The 19703-nt window shown below is 72.4% G+C and carries 15 protein-coding genes and 1 pseudogene; 10 read left to right on the plus strand and 6 right to left on the minus strand.

The window, feature by feature from the left end:
• Positions 1-56: 56 nt before the first annotated feature.
• Together A8W25_RS25960 and A8W25_RS25965 are read right to left on the minus strand one after the other, a co-directional pair.
• The gene (locus A8W25_RS25960; RefSeq protein WP_067165607.1) at positions 57-1655 is read right to left on the minus strand and encodes an alpha/beta hydrolase; all 1599 of its coding nucleotides are present in this window, start codon (positions 1653-1655) and stop codon (positions 57-59) included.
• A 132-nt stretch (positions 1656-1787) separates the two neighbouring features.
• Positions 1788-2537 carry a TIGR04222 domain-containing membrane protein gene (locus A8W25_RS25965; RefSeq protein WP_067165610.1) on the minus strand — a complete coding sequence of 250 codons (750 nt, stop codon included), beginning with the start codon at positions 2535-2537 and terminating at the stop codon, positions 1788-1790.
• Between the two features lie 57 nt (positions 2538-2594).
• On the opposite strand from A8W25_RS25965, the gene A8W25_RS25970 reads away from it, so the two are divergent.
• The 5 genes from A8W25_RS25970 (at position 2595) to A8W25_RS25990 (ending at position 8348) form a co-directional block, all read left to right on the plus strand.
• A complete protein-coding gene (locus tag A8W25_RS25970) occupies positions 2595-4748 on the plus strand; it encodes an ATP-binding protein (RefSeq protein WP_158942719.1) in 2154 nt (717 codons plus the stop codon).
• A 173-nt stretch (positions 4749-4921) separates the two neighbouring features.
• Entirely contained in the window at positions 4922-5950 is a 1029-nt protein-coding gene (tdh, locus tag A8W25_RS25975; RefSeq protein WP_067165614.1) for an L-threonine 3-dehydrogenase, read from the plus strand.
• Positions 5951-5989: 39 nt separating this feature from the next.
• Positions 5990-7171: a glycine C-acetyltransferase gene (locus A8W25_RS25980; RefSeq protein ID WP_067165617.1), complete on the plus strand. Its 1182-nt coding sequence runs from the start codon at positions 5990-5992 to the stop codon at positions 7169-7171.
• Entirely contained in the window at positions 7168-8082 is a 915-nt protein-coding gene (locus A8W25_RS25985; protein ID WP_067165619.1) for a LysR family transcriptional regulator, read from the plus strand. Before A8W25_RS25980 ends, A8W25_RS25985 begins: the two co-directional genes overlap by 4 nt.
• An 8-nt stretch (positions 8083-8090) precedes the next feature.
• Positions 8091-8348 (plus strand): hypothetical protein, encoded by a 258-nt coding sequence (locus A8W25_RS25990; RefSeq protein ID WP_067165622.1) that lies wholly within the window; start codon positions 8091-8093, stop codon positions 8346-8348.
• Here the strand turns inward: A8W25_RS25990 and A8W25_RS25995 are convergent.
• The gene (locus A8W25_RS25995) at positions 8308-10839 is read right to left on the minus strand and encodes an alpha-amylase family glycosyl hydrolase (RefSeq protein ID WP_067165625.1); all 2532 of its coding nucleotides are present in this window, start codon (positions 10837-10839) and stop codon (positions 8308-8310) included. The genes A8W25_RS25990 and A8W25_RS25995 overlap by 41 nt on opposite strands.
• Positions 10840-10920: 81 nt before the next feature.
• Here A8W25_RS25995 and A8W25_RS26000 point away from each other — a divergent pair, with 81 nt between their 5' ends.
• The gene (locus A8W25_RS26000) at positions 10921-12183 is read left to right on the plus strand and encodes an MFS transporter (protein WP_067165626.1); all 1263 of its coding nucleotides are present in this window, start codon (positions 10921-10923) and stop codon (positions 12181-12183) included.
• Here A8W25_RS26000 and glgX read toward each other — a convergent pair.
• The gene (gene glgX / locus A8W25_RS26005; protein ID WP_067165629.1) at positions 12137-14257 is read right to left on the minus strand and encodes a glycogen debranching protein GlgX; all 2121 of its coding nucleotides are present in this window, start codon (positions 14255-14257) and stop codon (positions 12137-12139) included. The two genes, A8W25_RS26000 and glgX, sit on opposite strands and share 47 nt — an antisense overlap.
• 376 nt (positions 14258-14633) lie before the next feature.
• On the opposite strand from glgX, the gene A8W25_RS26010 reads away from it, so the two are divergent.
• On the plus strand, positions 14634-15869 hold the full coding sequence (locus tag A8W25_RS26010) for an SAV2148 family HEPN domain-containing protein (protein ID WP_067165632.1): 1236 nt from the start codon (positions 14634-14636) through the stop codon (positions 15867-15869).
• Positions 15870-15989: 120 nt separating this feature from the next.
• Entirely contained in the window at positions 15990-16712 is a 723-nt protein-coding gene (locus A8W25_RS26015; protein ID WP_067165634.1) for a 3'-5' exonuclease, read from the plus strand.
• Positions 16713-16766: 54 nt separating this feature from the next.
• Here A8W25_RS26015 and A8W25_RS26020 read toward each other — a convergent pair.
• Positions 16767-17153 (minus strand): annotated as a pseudogene (locus tag A8W25_RS26020) (phosphotransferase); the annotation flags it as partial.
• A 74-nt stretch (positions 17154-17227) separates the two neighbouring features.
• On the opposite strand from A8W25_RS26020, the gene A8W25_RS26025 reads away from it, so the two are divergent.
• Positions 17228-18070, plus strand: a complete 843-nt coding sequence (locus tag A8W25_RS26025) for a site-specific integrase (RefSeq protein WP_267890400.1) — start codon at positions 17228-17230, stop codon at positions 18068-18070.
• 35 nt (positions 18071-18105) lie between these two features.
• Here A8W25_RS26025 and A8W25_RS26030 read toward each other — a convergent pair whose 3' ends face one another.
• The gene (locus tag A8W25_RS26030) at positions 18106-18987 is read right to left on the minus strand and encodes a barstar family protein (protein ID WP_234386582.1); all 882 of its coding nucleotides are present in this window, start codon (positions 18985-18987) and stop codon (positions 18106-18108) included.
• 72 nt (positions 18988-19059) lie between these two features.
• On the opposite strand from A8W25_RS26030, the gene A8W25_RS35150 reads away from it, so the two are divergent.
• Complete coding sequence (locus A8W25_RS35150) at positions 19060-19689, plus strand: hypothetical protein (RefSeq protein WP_107470793.1); 630 nt, start codon at positions 19060-19062, stop codon at positions 19687-19689.
• The last annotated feature ends 14 nt before the right edge of the window (positions 19690-19703 follow it).

Below are 19703 nucleotides of genomic sequence, written 5' to 3' on the forward strand. Positions count from 1 at the left end.
ATGCCCGGTGACCGGGCCCGCCGAGGCGGGCCCGGACTCACCCCTGACCCGGAAGATCAGAGAGCGGACGGCCGCTGCCCAGCCCTGGGCGCCGACCGCTTGTCCAGCGACACCGGGTTCGGCTCCGGGTGCGGCGCGCACGCAGCGCGCCGCACCGGCGTCCGTCCGTTCAGCAGGTAGTCCAGCAGATAGCCGTTGACGCACTTGTTGGGACCGCCCCCGATGCCGTGGGTACCGGCGTCCTTCTCCGTCACCAGGACCGACCCCGGCAGTCTGCGCTGCAACTCCAGCGCCCCCGCGTACGGCGTCGCCGCGTCCCGCTCGGCCGCCAGGATCAGCGTCGGCGGCAGCGCTCCGTGACGCGCCCCCACGTCCACCGGCTTCTGCCGGGGCGCCGGCCAGTAGGCGCACGGCAGGTTCATCCAGGCGTTGTCCCACGTCTCGAACGGCGCGATCTCCGCGAGCGCGCTGTTGTCGTGGTCCCAGGTGGCCCAGTCCGTCGGCCAGGGCGCGTCGTTGCACTCGACCGCCGTGTACACCGCGTTCCCGTTCTCGTCGTCCCACGCCGCCTCCGGGCGCGGTGCCGCCTGAGCGATCAGCGGCTTGGGATCGCCCTTGAGGTACGCCGAGAGCGCTGTCGCCCGGATCGCCCAGTAGTCGTCGTAGTACCCGGTCTTGAGGAACGCCGACTGGAGCTGAGCGGGGCCGACCGTGCCGCCCGCCGGCTCCTCGGCCAGCCGGGCGCGCACCTTCTCGAAGTTCTCCAGGACCTGCTCGGCCGTGGTGCCCAGGTGGTAGACCCCGTCGTGCCGGGCGACCCAGGCGCGGAAGTCCTCCCAGCGGCTCTCGAACGCCAGTGACTGGTCGAGGTTGTTGCGGTACCAGATCTGCCTCGGGTCGGGGTCGACCGCCGAGTCGAAGACCATCCGGCGCACATGGGAGGGGAAGAGCGTGGCGTACACGGCGCCGAAGTACGTCCCGTACGAGGCGCCGATGAACGTCAGCTTCCGCTCGCCGAGCGCGGCCCGCAGGACGTCGAGGTCGCGCGCGTTGTTGAGGCTCGTGTAGTGCCGCAGCGCCGCGCCCGCGTTCCGCGCGCAGCCCTGCGCGTACGCCTTGGCCTGCGCGATCCGCTCCAGCTTGTACGAGGGCGAGGGGTCGGTCGGGGACGGCGTGGGCGCCTTGGTGAAGTCCTTCGGGTCCTGGCAGGACAGCGGCGCGGAGCGGCCCACCCCGCGCGGGGCGTAGCCGACCAGGTCGTACGCCCCCGCGATCCGCTTCCACTCGGGCAGGCCCGCGACCATCGGGAAGTACATGCTGGAAGCGCCGGGGCCGCCGGGGTTGTAGACGAGGGCGCCCTGCCGCTCGGCCTTCTTGCCGGTGGACCGCACCCGGCTGACGGTGAGGGAGATCTGACGGCCCCTCGGCTTGGCGTAGTCGAGCGGGACCCGGACCGTGCCGCACTGGATGCCGCTGGGGAGCATCTCCGTCTTGGGGCAGCGGCCGAAGGCGATCCCGGTGGCCGCGGCGCGCCGGGCGGCGAGCACGGTGCCGCGCGCCTCGGCGGTGAGCGGGTCCACGCCGCCGGCCGGGGCGGCGGCCAGAGTGGAAAGAACGAGGGAACCGAGCGTTCCGTACAGTGCTGCTGCTCTCATCGCACATCCCTTTGCGGGTCCGTCCGGCCCAACAGATCCGGCACGGAAGCCTTCGGTACAAAAGGGATGATTAGCGTAGGAATTGACTAAGTAAAGCACCGGAGTGCGGTGCGCCGGGATCAAAGTCGCCCGTCAGGCCGCTCCGCCGCCGCGCAGGGCGGTCCGCAGCGCCGGGTCCTCGACCGCGCTCACGCCCCGTACCGCGACGGCGGTGAGCGGGTCGTCGGCCGGGTCGATCCGGCCGAGCAGCCGCTGGCCGTCGGGGGAGGCCCAGCGGGTGTGCGGATGGACCTCGAAGCGGGCGATGAAGAGGCAGCCGAGGGTGAGGACCGCCGGGAGCGAGAACCAGGCGGCGATCTCCGCCTGGGTCGCACGGTCCTGACCGGGCATCAGGAACGCGATCGTGCCGAGCGTGAGGGTGAGCGCCGCCGCGCCGCGTACGGCCCGCACGGAGGCCGTGACGCCCGTCCTGGTCGCGTCCGGGACGGCGAGCCCGGCGGCGGCGAGGCCGTCGGCCAGCGCGTGCACCGCGTCGGCTGCGGCCGTGGCCGACCGGATGGCCCCTATCCGCGCCTGCCCGCCCGGCCCGATCGCGCCTATCACCGAGCGCTCCAGGTCGTCGCGGCCCTCCGGGTCGACGACCGTGGCCCAGCCGGTGTGCGCGAGCAGCAGCCGGCGGGCGCGGTGCATGGTGACCAGGGTCAGATCGGTGACCCGGAACGGGCCGCCCGCGAGGAAGGCGGCCTCATAAAGTGAGAGGCCGAGTTCCGGGTCCCGGGTGACCGGACCCTGGTCGGCCGCGGCGGAGGCGGCGAGACAGAGCCGCGCGCACGAGACGGCGGACGCGAGGCACGCGGCTACCAGGAAAAGAACCCAGAACATGGCCGAGTTGTATGTGAAACGGTCAGGTCGGCGCCATGCCTTTCCCATCATGTGGACATGGAGTTATCGGTTCGTTACGGAGTGTCGGTGGGGTTGGCCCGGCTGGCGGCGGGCGGCAGCGGGAACGACGGGGTGACCGGTACGGGGGAGGCCGGAGTGGCGCCCGGGGCGGGGGAGCGGGTGCGCGGGGTGGGGCCCCTGCCGCTCGACACCGCCCTGCGGCTGTTCGGCGAGCGGGGCGCGGCCGCCCGGGCCGGCTTCCGGGTGGCCGAGGACCCGGGGGCCGCCGCCGAGGTCTGCCGCCGCCTCGACGGGCTGCCGCTCGCCCTGGAACTCGCCGCCGCCCGGCTGCGAACCCTCAGCCCGCGCCAGCTCGCGGACCGCCTCGACGACCGGTTCCGGCTGCTCGGGGACGGCGCCCGCACCAGCAGGACGCTACGGCCCCGGCAGCAGACCCTGCGGGCCGTCGTCGACTGGTCCTGGGAGCTCCTCGACGCCCGCGAGCGGGCCGTGCTGCGCCGCCTCGCCGTCTTCTCCGGCGGCTTCGCGCTGGCGCAGGCGGAGGCGGTGTGCGCGGACCCCGCCGACCCCGCGGAGCACCCCGCCGACGTACTCGGCCTGCTCGCCTCCCTCGTCGACAAGTCCCTCGTCGTGGCGGCCCCGGACGGCTGCGCGATGCGCTACCGGCTCCTTGAGACCGTCGCGGAGTACGCCGCCGAGCGCCTCGCCGAGTCGGGTGAGCGCACGGCCGCCGAGCTGCGCCACCTGGTCGCGTACCGCGAACTCGCCCGCACCGGCGAGGCCGTGCTGCGCGGCCCCCGGCAGGCCGACGGGATGCGGCGGTTCGAGACGGAGCACGGCAACGTACGGACCGCGCTGGGCCGGGCGGTCGAGCACGGCCGGGAGCAGGACGCGCTCTGTCTGACCCTCTCCATGAGCTGGTTCTGGCAGCTGCGCGGCCATCAGAGCGACGCCCGCGCCTGGTCGCTCGCCGTGGCCGCGCTGGGGCCCGACCCGTTCGCGGAGCCGGTGCGCCCCGCCGTACCGCTCCCGGCCCGCTGCACCGACGCGCCGCCGCCGTGGTCCGAGGAGCAGGTGTGGGAGGCGCGGCGCGGTGTGCGGATGATGCTGTTCGCGGGGGGCGGCGAGGGCGAGGGGGCGGAGTTCGCCAGTCCCGTGGCGCAGCCGTATCTGCGGCGCGTCGTGGCCGCGTACGGCTCCGCGATGCCGCAGAACTGCCGCCAGCCCGGGTCCGTCTGGTACTTCGCCCGGATGCTGACCCAGGAGTTCGCCGGGTTCCCGCAGGCCGTGGACGAGATGGTCGAGGACTGCCGGGCGCTCGGCGAGCCGTGGGACCTCGCCTTCGCGCTGCTGCTGCGCTCCAAGCTCGTCGGCGGCCCCGACGCGGACGAGGCCCTGACTCTGTTCGAGCGCCTCGGGGACCCGTGGGCCATCGCCGAGACGCTCTCCGCACGCGGTGAGGACCACTCCCGGCAGGGCCGGTACGAACAAGCCGCGGCCGACTTCGAGCGCGCCATGGAGTCCACCACCTGGACCGGGGCCTACGCCCAGGGGCCCATGTTCAAGGCGCGCCTCGCCACCGTCCGCCTCGCCCTCGCCCGGACGGCCGAGGAGAGCGGGCGGGCCGAGCGGCTGCTGCTGGACGCCGTCGAGGAGTCGCGCCACTACGCGGGCGAGGGCGTCGGCACCGCCCGGATGCTGCTCGCCCACCACTACGCGGCCACCGGCCGCGTCGGCCTGGCCAGGGAGCAACTGCGCCTGATGGAGGCCGAGTTCACCCAGGCCGTGCCGGAGATGTTCCGCGGTCTGGTGGCCGGGGTGGACGGCTGGCTGGACTGCCTCGACGGTGCGTACGCCGAGGGGCTCGGACGGGTGCGGGAGGCGGTGCGCCGGCTGGCGGCGCAGGCGTATCTGGTCGCACCGAACCTGATCATCAGCCAGTTCCTCGTCGCCGCCTGGGCGAAGGCGCACCTGGGCGCCGCCGAGGAGGGCGCCCGGCTGCTCGGCGCGTACGACCGGCACGCCCGCGGGCAGCACGGCGGTTTCGGGCTGCGCCCGCTGCCGTCCGAGCCGGCCGTGCGGCGCCGCGCCGAGGCGGAACTGCGCGCCGTGCTCGACGACACCGCGTACCGGCGCGCCCACGCGCAGGGCCACGGACTCGCGGTGGAGGCGGCCGCATCCCTGGTCTGAGGTGCGGTGGTGACCCGGGTGAAGGGGGAGTGCGCCAGGGGCGCGTGAAGCTCGGCTGTTGGCCCGCTTAAGAAATCCTCGATGGACGCGAGTGGCTCTTGCTCGGCAGATTGGTGATCAGCCATGGAACCATGGCTTTCGCCCCTCTTTGTACGTCCCGGGAGCCGCCACCCATGAAGGCCCTTGTCAAGCAGCACGCCGAACCCGGACTGTGGCTCATGGACGTCCCGGAGCCGGAGACCGGCCCCGGCGATGTGCTGATCAAGGTGCTGCGCACCGGCATCTGCGGCACCGATCTGCACATCCGCTCCTGGGACGGCTGGGCGCAGGGCGCCGTCAAGACCCCCCTCGTCCTCGGCCACGAGTTCGTCGGCGAGGTCGCGGCCGTCGGCGCGGACGTCCGGGACATCGCGGTCGGCGACCTGGTCAGCGGCGAGGGCCATCTGGTCTGCGGCAAGTGCCGCAACTGCCTGGCGGGCCGCCGCCACCTGTGCCGCTCCACCATCGGCCTGGGCGTGGGACGCGACGGCGCCTTCGCCGAGTACGTGGCGCTGCCCGCCTCCAACGTGTGGGTGCACCGCACCCCGGTCGACCTCGACGTCGCCGCGATCTTCGACCCGTTCGGCAACGCCGTGCACACCGCGCTCTCCTTCCCGCTGGTCGGCGAGGACGTCCTGATCACCGGTGCCGGCCCGATCGGCATCATGGCGGCGGCCGTCGCCAAGCACGCGGGCGCCCGCAACGTCGTGATCACCGACGTCAGCCCCGAGCGCCTGGAGATCGCCCGCAAGGCGGGTGCCACACTCGCGGTGAACGTGGCGCAGTCCTCGATCGCGGACGCGCAGCGACAGCTCGGTCTGCGCGAGGGCTTCGACGTCGGCCTGGAGATGTCCGGCCGCGGCGAGGCCATGCGCGACATGATCGACAACATGACGCACGGCGGCAGGATCGCGATGCTCGGTCTGCCCGCGCAGGAGTTCGCGGTCGACTGGTCGAAGATCGTCACCTCGATGATCACGGTCAAGGGCATCTACGGCCGTGAGATGTTCGAGACGTGGTACGCGATGACGGTGCTGCTCGAAGGCGGCCTCGACCTCTCCCCGGTGATCACCGGCAGCTACGGGTACCAGGACTACGACGCGGCCTTCGACGAGGCCGCCACCGCCCGCAGCGGCAAGATCATCCTCGACTGGACCGTCTGAGTCCCCTCGCCCGCCACTCGGCATCTAGGAGCCTGAAGCATGTACGCGTCCGTCCGCGACGACCTCCAGAAGACCCTCGACGAGATCCGCGAGGCCGGTCTCTTCAAGCCCGAGCGGGTGATCTCCACCCCGCAGAACGCCTCGGTCGCCGTGCCCACCGGCGAGGTCCTGAACTTCTGCGCCAACAACTACCTGGGCCTGGCCGACCACCCCGAGGTGGTCGCCGCCGCCAAGGAGGCCCTGGACCGCTGGGGCTACGGCATGGCCTCGGTCCGCTTCATCTGCGGCACCCAGGACGTCCACAAGGAGCTGGAGGCGCGTCTTTCGGCGTTCCTCGGCCAGGAGGACACGATCCTCTACTCGTCCTGCTTCGACGCCAACGGCGGTGTCTTCGAGACCCTGCTCGGCGCCGAGGACGCGGTGATCTCCGACGCCCTCAACCACGCCTCGATCATCGACGGCATCCGCCTCTCCAAGGCCGCCCGCCACCGGTACGCCAACCGCGACATGGCCGAGCTGGAGGCGAAGCTCAAGGAGACGTCGGGTGCGCGCCGTCGCCTCATCGTCACCGACGGTGTCTTCTCCATGGACGGCTATGTCGCCCCGCTCCAGGAGATCTGCGACCTGGCCGACCGCTACGACGCGATGGTCATGGTCGACGACTCGCACGCGGTGGGCTTCGTCGGCCCCGGCGGCCGGGGCACGCCCGAGCTGCACGGGGTGATGGACCGCGTCGACATCATCACGGGCACCCTCGGCAAGGCCCTCGGCGGCGCCTCCGGCGGCTATGTGGCGGCCCGCGCCGAGATCGTCGCCCTGCTGCGCCAGCGCTCGCGCCCGTACCTCTTCTCGAACTCGCTGGCCCCGGTGATCGCGGCCGCCTCGCTCAAGGTGCTCGACCTGCTGGAGTCGGCGGGCGACCTGCGCGACAAGCTCGCCGCCAACACCGCGCTCTTCCGGACGAAGATGACCGAGGCGGGCTTCGAGATCCTGCCCGGTGACCACGCCATCGCCCCCGTCATGATCGGCGACGCCGCCGAGGCCGGCCGTATGGCCGAGCTGCTGCTTGAGCGCGGTGTCTATGTGATCGGCTTCTCCTACCCGGTGGTCCCGATGGGCGCGGCCCGCATCCGGGTCCAGCTCTCGGCGGCCCACTCCACCGCGGACGTGGAGCGGGCGGTGGCGGCCTTCATCGACGCTCGGGCGACAATGGCCGGGTGATCGACCCGCGCCGGCTCCGCATCCTGCGCGCCGCGGCGGACCACCGTACGGTGACCGCCGCGGCCGCAGCGCTCTATCTGACCCCCTCCGCCGTCTCCCAGCAGCTCGCCGCCCTGGAGCAGGAGACCGGCCACACGCTGCTGACCCGCAGCGGCAAGGGCGTACGGCTCACCGCGGCCGGCGAGATCCTCCTGGAGCACGCCAACGCGGTCCTCGCGCAGCTGGAGCGGGCGGAGGCGGAGCTGGCGGCGTACGCGGGCGGCGCGGCCGGTGATGTGACGGTGGCGGCGTTCGCCACGGGCATCGCGGAGGTGCTCGCCCCGGCTCTGGCCCGGCTGCGCGGGACCCACCCCACCATCCGGGTCCGGGTGCGCGACGCCGAGGGCGACGAGTCGCTGCCGATGGTCCTGGACGGCGAGGCGGACCTGGCGCTGGCGGTGGAGTACCGGGGCGCCCCCAGGGAGGACGACCGGCGCCTGGCCCGGGTCGCGCTCTACGCGGAGCCCTTCGACGCGGTGCTCCCGGCCGGGCACCCGCTGGCGCATGCGCCGGAGGTGCGTCTTTCGGCCCTGTCCGAGGACGACTGGATCGGCCCGTACCCCGGCAACCCCTGCCACGACGTGGTCTTCCTCGCCTGTGAGCTGGCGGGCTTCGAGCCGCGGCTCATCCACTCCTCGGACGACTTCCGCGCCGTGGTGGCTCTCGCGGGCGCGGGGGCGGGCGTGGCCCTGGTGCCCCGCTCGGCGCTGCGCGGCATGGAGCAGAAGCACACGGTGGTGCGCCCGGTGGCGGGCCCCGCGGCCCCCCGCCGCGTCTTCGCGGCGGTCCGCAGCGGCGCCGAGCGGCACCCGCTGATCAGCCCGGTCCTGGACGCCCTGGCCCGGGCGGCGGAAGGTCTGACGACGGGCTGAGCCCGGGGGTGGGGAGGTCCGGTCCGCTGGGGCCCGACCGGTTCGCCGCCCCGGACCGCTTCGATCCCCGCCGCACCGCTCCGGCCCCGCTCGCCTTCGGGCCCCCGGACTGCCCGGCAGCGCGGGTGGCTGAGCTCCAGGCCGAGTGCGCGGTGCGCGCGCTGGCCGAGGCCATGCCGGAGCTCCGCTGGGCCGAGGGGTTCCGGCCCACCGAGACGGGGCTGCTCACCCGGGCCCCGCGGACCCTTCTCGTACGACCCGCCTGAGCAGCGCGACCGGACGGGCGGCGAACAGATCGCTCAGTTTCACCGCCCCCCTGAACTCCCGGCCGGAGCCACGGGAGTCCTCGGAGAGACCGGTGTGCAGGGCATCGACCCACGCCCCCTCCGGCAGCGCCAGCTCCGTCGGGCCCCAGCCGCCCGACTCGGCCAGCCGCAGGGAGAGCCGGGTCACCGCTGTCACCACTTCGCCGGAGCGGGAGAACGCGAGGCAGTGGTCGGCGGCCGGGCCGCCGGCGATCAGCGGCTCGTACGTACTCAACTCCCCGAACACCTCCGGAAGTTCCCGCCGCAGCCGAAGCGCCGCCACGGACACCACGCCCTTCTCGTCCGGGGGCGAGCCCAGGCCGGTCTCCGGGAAGTCCACCGGCCGCCGGTTGTCGGGGTCGACCAGCGTCAGGCACTCCGACTCCGTGCCCTGGTACACATCCGGCACGCCCGGCATCGTCAGATGCAGCAGCGCCGCGCCCAGGACGTTCGCGCGCGTGGCCGACGCCAGGCTCCGGGAGAACTCCGCGACTTCCGCCGCGAGCGCCCCGGCGGGCCCCGACGCCGTGAAGCCCGACGCGGTGAAGTCGGCCAGCGCCCGCTCGTACACCGGATCCTGTTCGGTCCAGCTCGTGCGCAGGCCCGCCTCGCGTGCGGCCTTGAGCAGGGCGCCGCCCAGGCGCTCCCCGGTGAGGCCGTCGGCGCCGAGGCCGACCGCCGTCTGCCAGGCCGCCCAGGCGAGATGCGGATCGGGTACGGGCGCCGAGGCGAGCCGGTCGAGCAGCGCCCTCCACCGCTCGGGGCACTCGGACAGTACGGCGATCCGGGCCCGGACGTCCGCGCTGCGTTTGGTGTCGTGCGTGGAGAGGACGGTCCCGGTGGTGGGCCAGTCGCGGGCGACGCGGGCGCAGTAGGAGTGGAACTCCTCCGGAGCGACGGCCGGTTGGCCGGGGTCGCCACCCACCTCGTTGGCGGACAGCAGGGCGATGTATCGATAAAACGCCGTGTCTTCCAGTGACTTGGCGCGCAGCGCCGACGAGGTCTGGGCGAAACGGGCCCGGAAGGCTTCCAGTTCGAGGCCGTCACCGGCACCCGGTTCGAGGCCTTCGCCGCTGGGGTCCCTGGCTCCGTACCGTCCGACCACAAGGTCCCGTACGGCGTCGACCGCTGCGGCCTCCTCCGGTACCGCGAAGGCCTCCCTGGCCCGGCGCGCCGTCTCCGGGGTCAGCACCTCCTGCGCGTCGGTCCCGTACGGGCGGTACACCGGCATCCGGACCAGCAGCTCGCGCAGGGCATGCCGCAGGGCCCACGGCGCGTGGTCGCGCAGGCTCGGGGTGCGGGCGCACAGCCGCACAGCCGCGCGCGTCAGGCGGTCCACTTCGGCGGCCAGGTCATGGGTGACCACCTCGTACGCCGCACGGCGGGCGGTCGGCTCCCAGTGCCCGCCCCGGTCGCCGTCCTGACCTGTGAACTCCCGGTAGTGGCGCTGAAGTTCCCGGTGCCCGGCCGGATCGGTGAAGAGGCCGTCGATCCGGCGGAGCGCGTCGTAGCCGGTCGTCCCGGCGACCGCCCACCCGGAGGGCAGCGGCTCGGTGCGGGCGAGGAAGAGGCCGTCGATCCGGCGGAGCGCGTCGTAGCCGGTCGTCCCGGCGACCGCCCACCCGGAGGGCAGCGGCTCGGTGCGGGCGAGGATCTTCTCCACCACCGTCCAGGCCCCTCCGGTCGCCGTGCTCAGACGCCGCAGATACGTTTCCGGATCGGCCAGCCCGTCCGGGTGGTCCACCCGCAGCCCGTCCACCACCCCGTCCCGGACCAGCTCCAGCACCTTGGCGTGGGTGGCGGCGAAGACGTCCTCGTCCTCCACCCGCACGCCGATGAGCTCCGAAATGGTGAAGAAGCGACGGTAGTTGAGCTCGGTGCGGGCCAGGCGCCACCAGCCGAGCCGGTACCACTGCGCGTCCAGCAGCTCCGGCAGGGGCAGCCCCTCCGTACCGGCGCGCAAGGGGAACTCATGCGCCTCCCCGTACGCCAGTACCCCCTTCGCCCGGTCCACCGTCAGCCGGTCCAGCTCGCCCCCGACCGGCCCGGCCAGGACCGGCAGCAGCACCTTGCCGCCGGTCGCCGTCCAGTCGATGTCGAACCATGCGGCGTACGGCGAGTCGGGGCCCTCGCGCAGCACCTCCCACAGCTGCCGGTTGTGGCGCGGCACCGCCGCCATGTGGTTCGGGACGATGTCGAGCACCAGGCCGAGCCCGGCCGCCCGTGCGGTGCGGGCGAGCCGCCGCAGCCCGTCCTCGCCGCCGAGCTCTTCGCGTACGCGCGCGTGGTCGACGACGTCATAGCCGTGCGTCGACCCCGGCACCGCCTCCAGGACCGGCGACAGATGCAGGTGCGACACCCCGAGCGAGGCCAGATACGGGACGGCTCGCTCGGCGGCACGGAAAGGGAAGTCCGGCTGGAGCTGCAGCCGGTAGGTCGCAGTGGGTGTCATGCGAACGTACGTACCCCGCAACGCGGCTTCTGTGCCTTCGGCCCATGCGTCCGCACCCGTCTGCCGCGTTAGCTTCGCCTGATGTCCGGAGCGCTGCACACCTATCGCAAGGTCATCGCCCTCACCGGGCCGCTGCTGCCGGTCGTCTCGTTCCTCGGACGGCTGCCGACGGCCATGTGCCAGCTGGGCAGTGTGCTGCTGGTCGCCGAGACCAGCGGCAGCCTGGCCACCGCCGGGCTCGCGGGCGGCGCCCTCGCCCTCGGGCAGACCGCCGGCGGTCCGCTCCTGGGGCGCGCGGCGGACCGTCACGGCCAGCGGCGGGTGGTGCCGGCGGCGGCGCTCGTCAACGCGGCCGCCGTCACCGCCCTCGTCCTGGCCGCGCTCGCCCACACGGGGACCGGCCGGCTGGCGCTGCTCGGGGCGCTCGCCGGGGCCAGCGTGCCGCAGGTCGGACCGCTGGCCCGGACCCGGACCGTGTCCCTGGCGCGGCGCGCGGAGGCCGACGAGCGGACGGTGGCGGCGGCGCTCTCCTTCGAAGGCACCCTCGACGAGGTGTCGTTCGTGCTCGGACCCGCCCTCGTCGGGCTCGCCGCGGCCCTCTCCCACCCGGCGGTCGCGCTGCTCGCCGCGGCCGGGCTGCTGGCCGTCTGCGGCACCGCCTTCGCCCTGCACCCGAGCGCCGGGCAGGTGGTGGGCGAGGAGCGCGTCAGGACGCCGCGCACCCGGCTGCCGGGGGCGGTGTACGCGCTGCGCGTCACCATGGTGCTCCAGGGCGCCATGTTCGGCGCCTCCCAGGCGGGCATCACCGCCCTCGCCGAGCGGCTCGGCCGGCCGTCGCAGACCGGGCTCGTGTACGCGGCGATGGGGGTGATGAGCGCGGCGGCGGGCCTCGCCATGGTCGCCGTCCCGGAAGGGCTCGCGCTACGCGCGCGGTGGCGGATCGCCACCGCCGCCCTGGTGCTGCTCTCCGTGCCGCTGCTGTTCGTGGGATCGCTGGGAACTCTCTACGCGGCCGTGGTCGTTCTCGGGGCGGCGTACGCACCGCATCTGATCACCCTCTTCGCGCTGACCGAACGGCTGGTCCCCGCCGCCCGGTTGGCCGAGTCCATGGCGTTCCTGACCAGCGGGATCGTCGGCGGGCAGGCGCTCGCCCTCGCGCTGTCGGGGCGGCTGGCGCAGGACCACGGGCCGGTGGCGGCCTTCGCGGTCATGGTGGTCGCGGCGGCCCTGTGCGTGGTGCTCTCGTGGTCCGTACGGGGCCTGCCGGCCGCGTCGGGCGCCCGCGCCCCGGTCCCGCTCAGGCCGGGCGCCGCAGCACCGTCAGACTCCGCCCCACGAGGGTGACCCGCTCGCCCGCCGACACCTTGGCACCCTCGCCCGGCGGCACCCCTTCGCGGCGGCCCGTGTCGACCACCACCTGCCACTGGCGCCCGTGGTTGACCGGCACAAGGAAGTCGATGGTCTCCGCGCTGGCGTTGAACATCAGCAGGAACGAGTCGTCCGCGATGCGCTCGCCGCGCGGGCCGGGCTCCGAGATCGCGTTGCCGTTGAGGAAGACGGTGAGCGCCTTGGCACTGGCCGCCTGCCAGTCCTGCTGGGTCATCTCTTCACCCTCAGGGGTGAACCAGGCGATGTCCGACAGCTCGTCGTGCGTGCCCTCCACCGGCCGGCCGTGGAAGAAGCGGCGGCGCCGGAACACCGGGTGGTCGCGCCTGAGCCACACCATCGTCCGGGTGAAGGCGAGCAGCGTCCCCTCCGGGTCGCCGCCCGGGTCGGGCCACCGCACCCAGCTCAGCTCGCTGTCCTGGCAGTAGGCGTTGTTGTTGCCGTGCTGGGTGCGGGCGAACTCGTCGCCGTGGCTGAGCATCGGCACGCCCTGCGACAGCATCAGGGTGGCGATGAAGTTGCGCATCTGGCGCTCACGCAGCTCGCTCACCCCCGTGTCCTCGGTGTCGCCCTCGACGCCGCAGTTCCAGGACCGGTTGTGGCTCTCGCCGTCCCGGTTGCCCTCCTTGTTGGCCTCGTTGTGCTTCTGGTTGTACGAGACGAGGTCGTGCAGGGTGAAGCCGTCGTGGCAGGTGTGGAAGTTGATGGAGGCCAGCGGTCGTCGGCCGTCGTCCTGGTAGAGGTCGGAGGAGCCGGTGAGCCGCCCGGCGAACTCCGCGAGGGTGCGCGGCTCGCCCCGCCACAGGTCCCGCACGGTGTCGCGGTACTTGCCGTTCCACTCGGTCCACAGCGGCGGGAAGTTGCCCACCTGGTAGCCGCCCTCGCCGACGTCCCAGGGCTCCGCGATCAGCTTCACCTGGCTGACCACCGGGTCCTGCTGCACCAGGTCGAAGAACGACGACAGCCGGTCCACGTCGTGGAACTGCCGGGCCAGCGTCGCCGCGAGGTCGAAGCGGAAGCCGTCCACATGCATCTCGGTCACCCAGTACCGCAGCGAGTCCATGATCAGCTGGAGGACGTGCGGCGAGCGCATCAGGAGCGAGTTCCCGGTGCCGGTGGTGTCCTCGTAGTAGCGCGGATCGTCGGCGAGCCGGTAGTACTGCGCGTTGTCCAGGCCGCGGAAGGAGAGCGTCGGGCCCAGGTGGTTGCCCTCGGCCGTGTGGTTGTAGACCACGTCGAGGATGACCTCGATACCGGCCTCGTGCAGCGCCCGCACCGCCTGCTTGAACTCCAGGACCTGCTGCCCCCGGTCGCCCCAGGAGGCGTAGGCGTTGTGCGGGGCGAAGAACCCGATCGTGTTGTAACCCCAGTAGTTGGACATCCCCTCGTCCGCGAGCCGGTGGTCGTTGACGAACTGGTGCACCGGCATCAACTCCAGAGCGGTGACCCCCAGTTCCGTCAGATGGCCGATGACCGAGGGGTGCGCCAGGGCCGCGTACGTGCCGCGCGTCTCCGGGGGCAGCTCCGGGTGGAGCATCGTCAGGCCCTTCACATGGGCCTCGTACAGCACCGTGCGGTGGTACTCGGTGCGCGGGGGCCGGTCGTCGCCCCAGTCGAAGTACGGGTTGACCACGACCGATGTCATGGTGTGCGGCGCCGAGTCCATGTCGTTGCGGGCCTCGGGGCGGTCGAAGTAGTAGCCGTACACCGCCTCGCCCCAGTCGATGCTGCCGCTGATGGCGCGCGCGTAGGGGTCGAGGAGCAGCTTCGCCGAGTTGCAGCGGTGCCCGTTCCGCGGCTCGTACGGGCCGTGCACGCGGAAGCCGTAGCGCTGTCCCGGCATCACCCCGGGCAGATAGGCGTGGCGCACGAACGCGTCGCTCTCGCGCAGTTCCACCGCCGTCTCGGAGCCGTCGTCGTGCAGGAGGCACAACTCGATCCGGCGGGCGGCCTCCGAGAAGACCGCGAAATTGGTCCCGGCGCCGTCGTACGTGGCGCCGAGTGGATACGCCTGTCCCGGCCACACCTGCATGGGCAAGACTCTTCCACTTCTGATCCGGGTACTGAGGGGCACTTGACGCAGATCCTCCCGGAAAAGAAGTCCGTCCCCTAGGACGCCGGAGTGCTCCGGAGGGTGATCCCCACAGCGGTTACCCCCGTAGGGCGGCCGGTACCCGGGGCGATCCGGACGGCCTGTACGGACGGATCCGGCCACTGTCCGGGGCCACCCGGGGTCCCGGCCCAGGTGGAACCGCTATGAATCAGCTCACTCCCCCCGAACGCGCCACACGGAACGGATCACGTCAACACGGGAGTTGGGAAACAGCCTTTCCATCCGGCTGCACCGCATCCTGCTCGCGGAGTACTCTTCCTTGATCGTTGGAGGGGGACCGGAAGGCGGTGCGCGGGTGAGCTCGGGAGGGCTGGAGCTGCCCCCTGGTGACACGGGTCACGAGGGGGAGTCCGGCGACATCCCGCCCGGCGCGGTGTCCGTGGCGCGTCCGGTGGAGATCGGTGCGGAACTGGACTGGGGCGCGGACGCCTGGAGCGAGGTGCGCACCCGCGCGCAGCGGGCCGGGCGGGCCTACATCTGGCTCAACCTGGTGGAGCAGCGGCTGCGGGCCGTGGTGGCGGCCGTGCTGCGTCCCATCTACGAGCCGGTCCACGGCGACGACTGGGTGGTCGCGGCGGCGGGCCCGGCCGGGCAGGAGTGGGTGCAGCGGGCCGTCGCCGTACGGGAGGTCTCGCGCCGCAAGGGGTATCTGCTGGACCCCGCCGACGACAACGTCCTGAGCTTCCTCACCCTGCCGCAGCTGCGCGAGCTGATGGTGCAGCACTGGCCGTGCTTCGAGCCGTACGTGGACGACCGGCGCGACGTCGAACTCGCCCTGGACGAGCTGGAGGTCGCGCGGAACGTGGTCTCGCGCAACCGCGCGCTCAACGAGGCGGTGCTGGCCCAGGCCGAGCGCGCCTCGGCCCGGCTGCTCGATGTGCTGGGCGGCGGCGCGGGCGCGCCCGCCGCGCACCGGCTGCCCATCGACGCCGTCGAGGACCTGGTGGGCGACCGGTACGCGGACGTGGTCTCGGTCCACTCCGACCGGGTGCGGCTGCAGCGCCAGCTCCCCGCCGAGGACCTGTTCAGCCACGCCCGCCGGCTCGACGCGATAGGCATCGGCCTCAATCTGCTGGTGCAGAACTACTCGGGGCGCCGGCTCGTGCGCCTCGCCGAGTCGGGCTGCCGCGTCCGGCTGCTCTTCCTGAACCCGGCGAGCAGCGCGGTCAAGCGGCGCGAGCGCGAACTGGGCCTGAAGAAGGGCGAGCTGAGCCGCTCGGTCGAGATGAACATCCTGCACATGCGGCGGGTGCGGGCCCGGCTGCGCGACCCCGGGGCCTTCGAGATCCAGGTGTTCGACGAGACCCCGCGCTTCACGGCGTACCTGGTCGACGGGGACGGCGCCGACGGCCTCGCGGTCGTCCAGTCGTATCTGCGCCGGGCCCGGGGGATGGAGGCGCCGGTCCTGGTGCTGCGCGGGGGCGCGCGGCGGGATGTCGTACGCCCCGATCAGGATGCCGAACACGGACTTTTCGAGACATACCGCGAGGAGTTCGAGTCGGTGTGGGCCGACTCGCGGCCCGTTTCCTGACCGTCCGCCGGGCCGTCTTCCGGCGGTCCGCCGGGCCGTCCGGGCCGTCCGGGCCCCGATGTCAGTGGTGCGTGCGAGGCTGGTCGTCACTGGGGGAGAGCACCAAAAGGGAGGGCCAAGATGGGGTGGCACCGCGAACCGCTGGTCGGATTCGACCTGGAGACGACCGGCACGGACCCGCTGGAGGCGCGGATCGTGACGGCCGCGATCGTCGGCGTCAAGGGCGGTGAGGTGGTCCGGCAGCGCAAGTGGCTGGCGGATCCCGGCATCCGGATCCCCGCACAGGCCTCGGCGATCCACGGCATCAGCAACGAGCGGGCGACCTCCGAGGGCCGTCCGGTGCGTGAGGTCGCCGACGAGATAGCGGAGACGATCACGGGCTACTGGGCGCAGGGGGTGCCGGTCGTGGCCTACAACGCGGCCTTCGACCTGACGCTCCTGGCGGCCGAACTGCGCAGGCACGGACTGCCGTCGCTCACCGACCGGCTGGGGGGCGCGCCCATGGGCCCGGTCGTCGACCCGTACACGATCGACCGTGCGGTCGACCGCTACCGCAAGGGCAAGCGGACGCTGGAGGCGGTGTGCGTGGAGTACGGAGTGGTGCTCGATGGCGCCCATGAGGCGGGCGCGGACGCGCTGGCGGCGGTCCGGGTGGCCGTGGCGATAGCCGACCGCCATCCGCAGGTCGCCCGGCTGGTCCCGCCGGAGCTGCACGAGCAGCAGATCGAGTGGTACGCGGCGTGGGCCGCCGACTTCCAGCGGTTCCTGCGCGGGAAGGGCACGGCGGACGCGATAGTCGACCCGACGTGGCCGGTTCGGGAACCGGCCCCGGTCCAGGGCTGACGGTACGCGCGCGGTCAGCGGTCCCGGACACGGCCCGGCGCGGGGCGCTCCGGCTCAGAACGGGTACCAGCGCACTTCGGGATCGCCGTCCCGCAGGGAGGCGACCCGGCGGCGGAACTCGTCGAGCGCCTTGGGGTTGGACGGTGCGTGCTGGGCGACCCAGGCGCAGCTGGCCGTCTCCCGGGCGCCGCGCAGCACCGCGCACCCGTCCCACTCCCGCACGTCCCACCCGTACGCCTCGGTGAACGCGTCGTACTGCTCGTCCGGCAGCCCGTACCGGTCCCGGGAGAGAGCCATGACCACCAGGTCGTGCTCCCGGAAGTCGGCGGAGAAGGTCTCCAGGTCGACCAGGACCGGGCCGTCGGGGCCCACATGGACGTTGCGCGGCAGCGCGTCGCCGTGGATCGCGCCCGGCGGGAGGTGGGGGGTGAGGGTGGCGGCAAGCCAGTTCAGATGTCACCCGATCGTGCGGCAGACCCCAACGCCCTAGCGGCGAAGTCGTTGGCCTGCTGGTCATCACACCGTCCAAAACCGACCGCGAACGCGTCATCCCCATGTCGCCCGAGCTCTTCCACGTCGTCGCCTGCCTCATCCGCCGCCACACCCGTGACGGGCAGCCAGTTCCGCTGCTCAGTCGCTACGACCCACACGACAAGCTCTGGAGCACGCCCCTGCCGTTCCTGTTCCAACGACGCATCGGCGCGAACCGCGGAGTGATCGGCACCAACACCGTCCTCAACATGATCCGGCGCCGTTGCGAGGCGCTCGGTGAAGAACACCCTGGCTTCCGGGACCTGCACTTCACCCCGCATGACTTCCGGAGGATCTTCGCCACCGAACTGGTCAACAGCGGACTGCCAATCCACATCGGCGCCGCCCTACTTGGCCACCTCAACATCCAAACCACCCGTGGATACGTCGCGGTCTTCAACGAAGACGTCATCCGCCACTACGTCACCCACCTCGACAACCGCCGCAAGATCCGCCCCAGCGACGAGTACCGCCCAGCCAGCACAGAAGAGTGGGACGAGTTCACGGAGCACTTCGACAAGCGCAAGGTCGAACTCGGCTCGTGCGGACGCCCCTACGGCACCCCCTGCCAGCACGAGCATGCCTGCATCCGCTGCCCAATGCTGCACGTCAACCCCAAGATGCTGGCCCGCCTCGACGAACTCGAGAAGGACCTCCTCGCCCGCCGGGACAGAGCTGAGCGGGAGGGGTGGGCAGGTGAGATCGAAGGACTCGACCTCACGCTCGCCCTCCTCCGCTCCAAGCGCGACGAGTCTCAGCGCGCGGCTCGCCGTCCTGCCGTCGACCTCGGCATCCCCGAACGCCGCCGGCCGCAGGAGTCAGCATGACCTTCCCCAGGTCGATGCTGGGGAGCGACCAGCTGTCACCGAAGGACGACGCTCACGCTCCGTTGCTCGAAGATTTCCAGGAGCAGGTCGAACAGCGACACCTCGCCATCGCCTGTGGGCACAGGCTCTGCCAGCCGTGCCCTGGCTTCGGCCGAAGAATCCCACTGCAAGGTGAATGGGGTATTGGCGCCCCAGCCGCCGCTCAGGCAATCGTCCAGGGCGTCAAGGTTCCAGCCGAAGTATCCGCCAGGCCCGTTGATGGCTTCGCCGATCGCGCAGTAGAAGCTGTCTCTGTCGACGGTGCGTCGACCGTCCAAGGTGAACACTTGGCCTGCCGGAGCGTCGGGCCTTCCCTGGCGTCGGTACTCCCAGGACCATAGCGCCACCGACAGCCACGCGTGCCTGTTCTTGGGGTCAAGTTCATGCCACATGCCGGTGCGGTTCAGCTGACCCGTGCGGATCAGATCCCATACTCGCTCCGCCCCGGCCAGGGCGTTCTCGCACCACAGCGTCATCGTGAGGTCGACGAGGCCAGCTCCGCGGGCGGAGGGCTTGACGTCGATGACGGTGACCTCGCCCACGAAGTAGGACCCCATGGTGGCTCCGTCGGCGGCGAGGAGCTCGAACCAGGCGTTACCCGCCATGGCACGACGACGGCCGACGTGGTCAAGGCTCTTCAGTAGGCCACCCTGCGGGAGGCAGCCCGCCAGGTGCACTCGGCGGGCTCCATCTTTATCCGGCAGCGGCGTGAACAACCCCTCGGCCTCCTGAGCAAAGCCCCAGAAGTCAGCTTCGTCCTCGTCCGAGGTCAGCGCGTACTTCTGCCCCTCGCCACCCCGCCCTGATCTTCGCATCGCACTCCCCATGAGAGCGCCGATCGTACCGGCCCCGCGACCAGCCGAGCTGTCGCCGACCATCCGCTTTCCCATCCCATCCATCTCGGAGGCCCTTTGACGACTCACATACCCCTCTTCACCCGTGAGAGTGAAGTGCAGAGAAGCACGGGCCACTGCGGCCTGGCGCACCCCGGCGGCCGCTGCCCCGCCGTTCACGAGGAGATCCACCCGGACACCGGGTCCGTGGTGGGCCTCACCACCGCCCACCTCAACCACACCCCCGAAGACGTGCGAGAGATCAATCTGCTCGCCGCCTGCCAGCTCTGCCATCTCCGGATTGATCACGGGCACCACCGGATCACCCGTTCACTCACCCTCGCCGCCCGCGCGGCGGCCGCCGGACAACTCGGGCTCCTCCCCGAGACCGCGCTCGTCCGCACCGAGCCGCCCACCCCGGCGCGCCCCACCCGAGGCCGGCCGCCCACACCCGCGCTCCACCAACTGCCCTTCCCCGAACCCGAACAGGAGACCAAGCCCATGGCCCGCATCAGCGTCAAGATCGCCGCGCTCCACCCGGACGGAAGCGAGTGCACCCACGCCATCCGGCCCTCCGGCAAGCCCCGCGACGCCGACTCCGGCTGCACCGGCCGCCGCAACTACGCCGTGGTGTGCAGCGCCTGCGGCCCGATCGGCGAGCCGCACGGCCTGCGCGTCCTCGCCGAACCGGCACAGCGCAAGCACCGCAACAGCCACAAGGCCGCCCTCACCCCGACCACCCGCTGACCCCACCCGCTCCG

The organism is Streptomyces sp. ERV7 (assembly GCF_001653515.1).
Classification (GTDB): Bacteria; Actinomycetota; Actinomycetes; order Streptomycetales; family Streptomycetaceae; genus Streptomyces.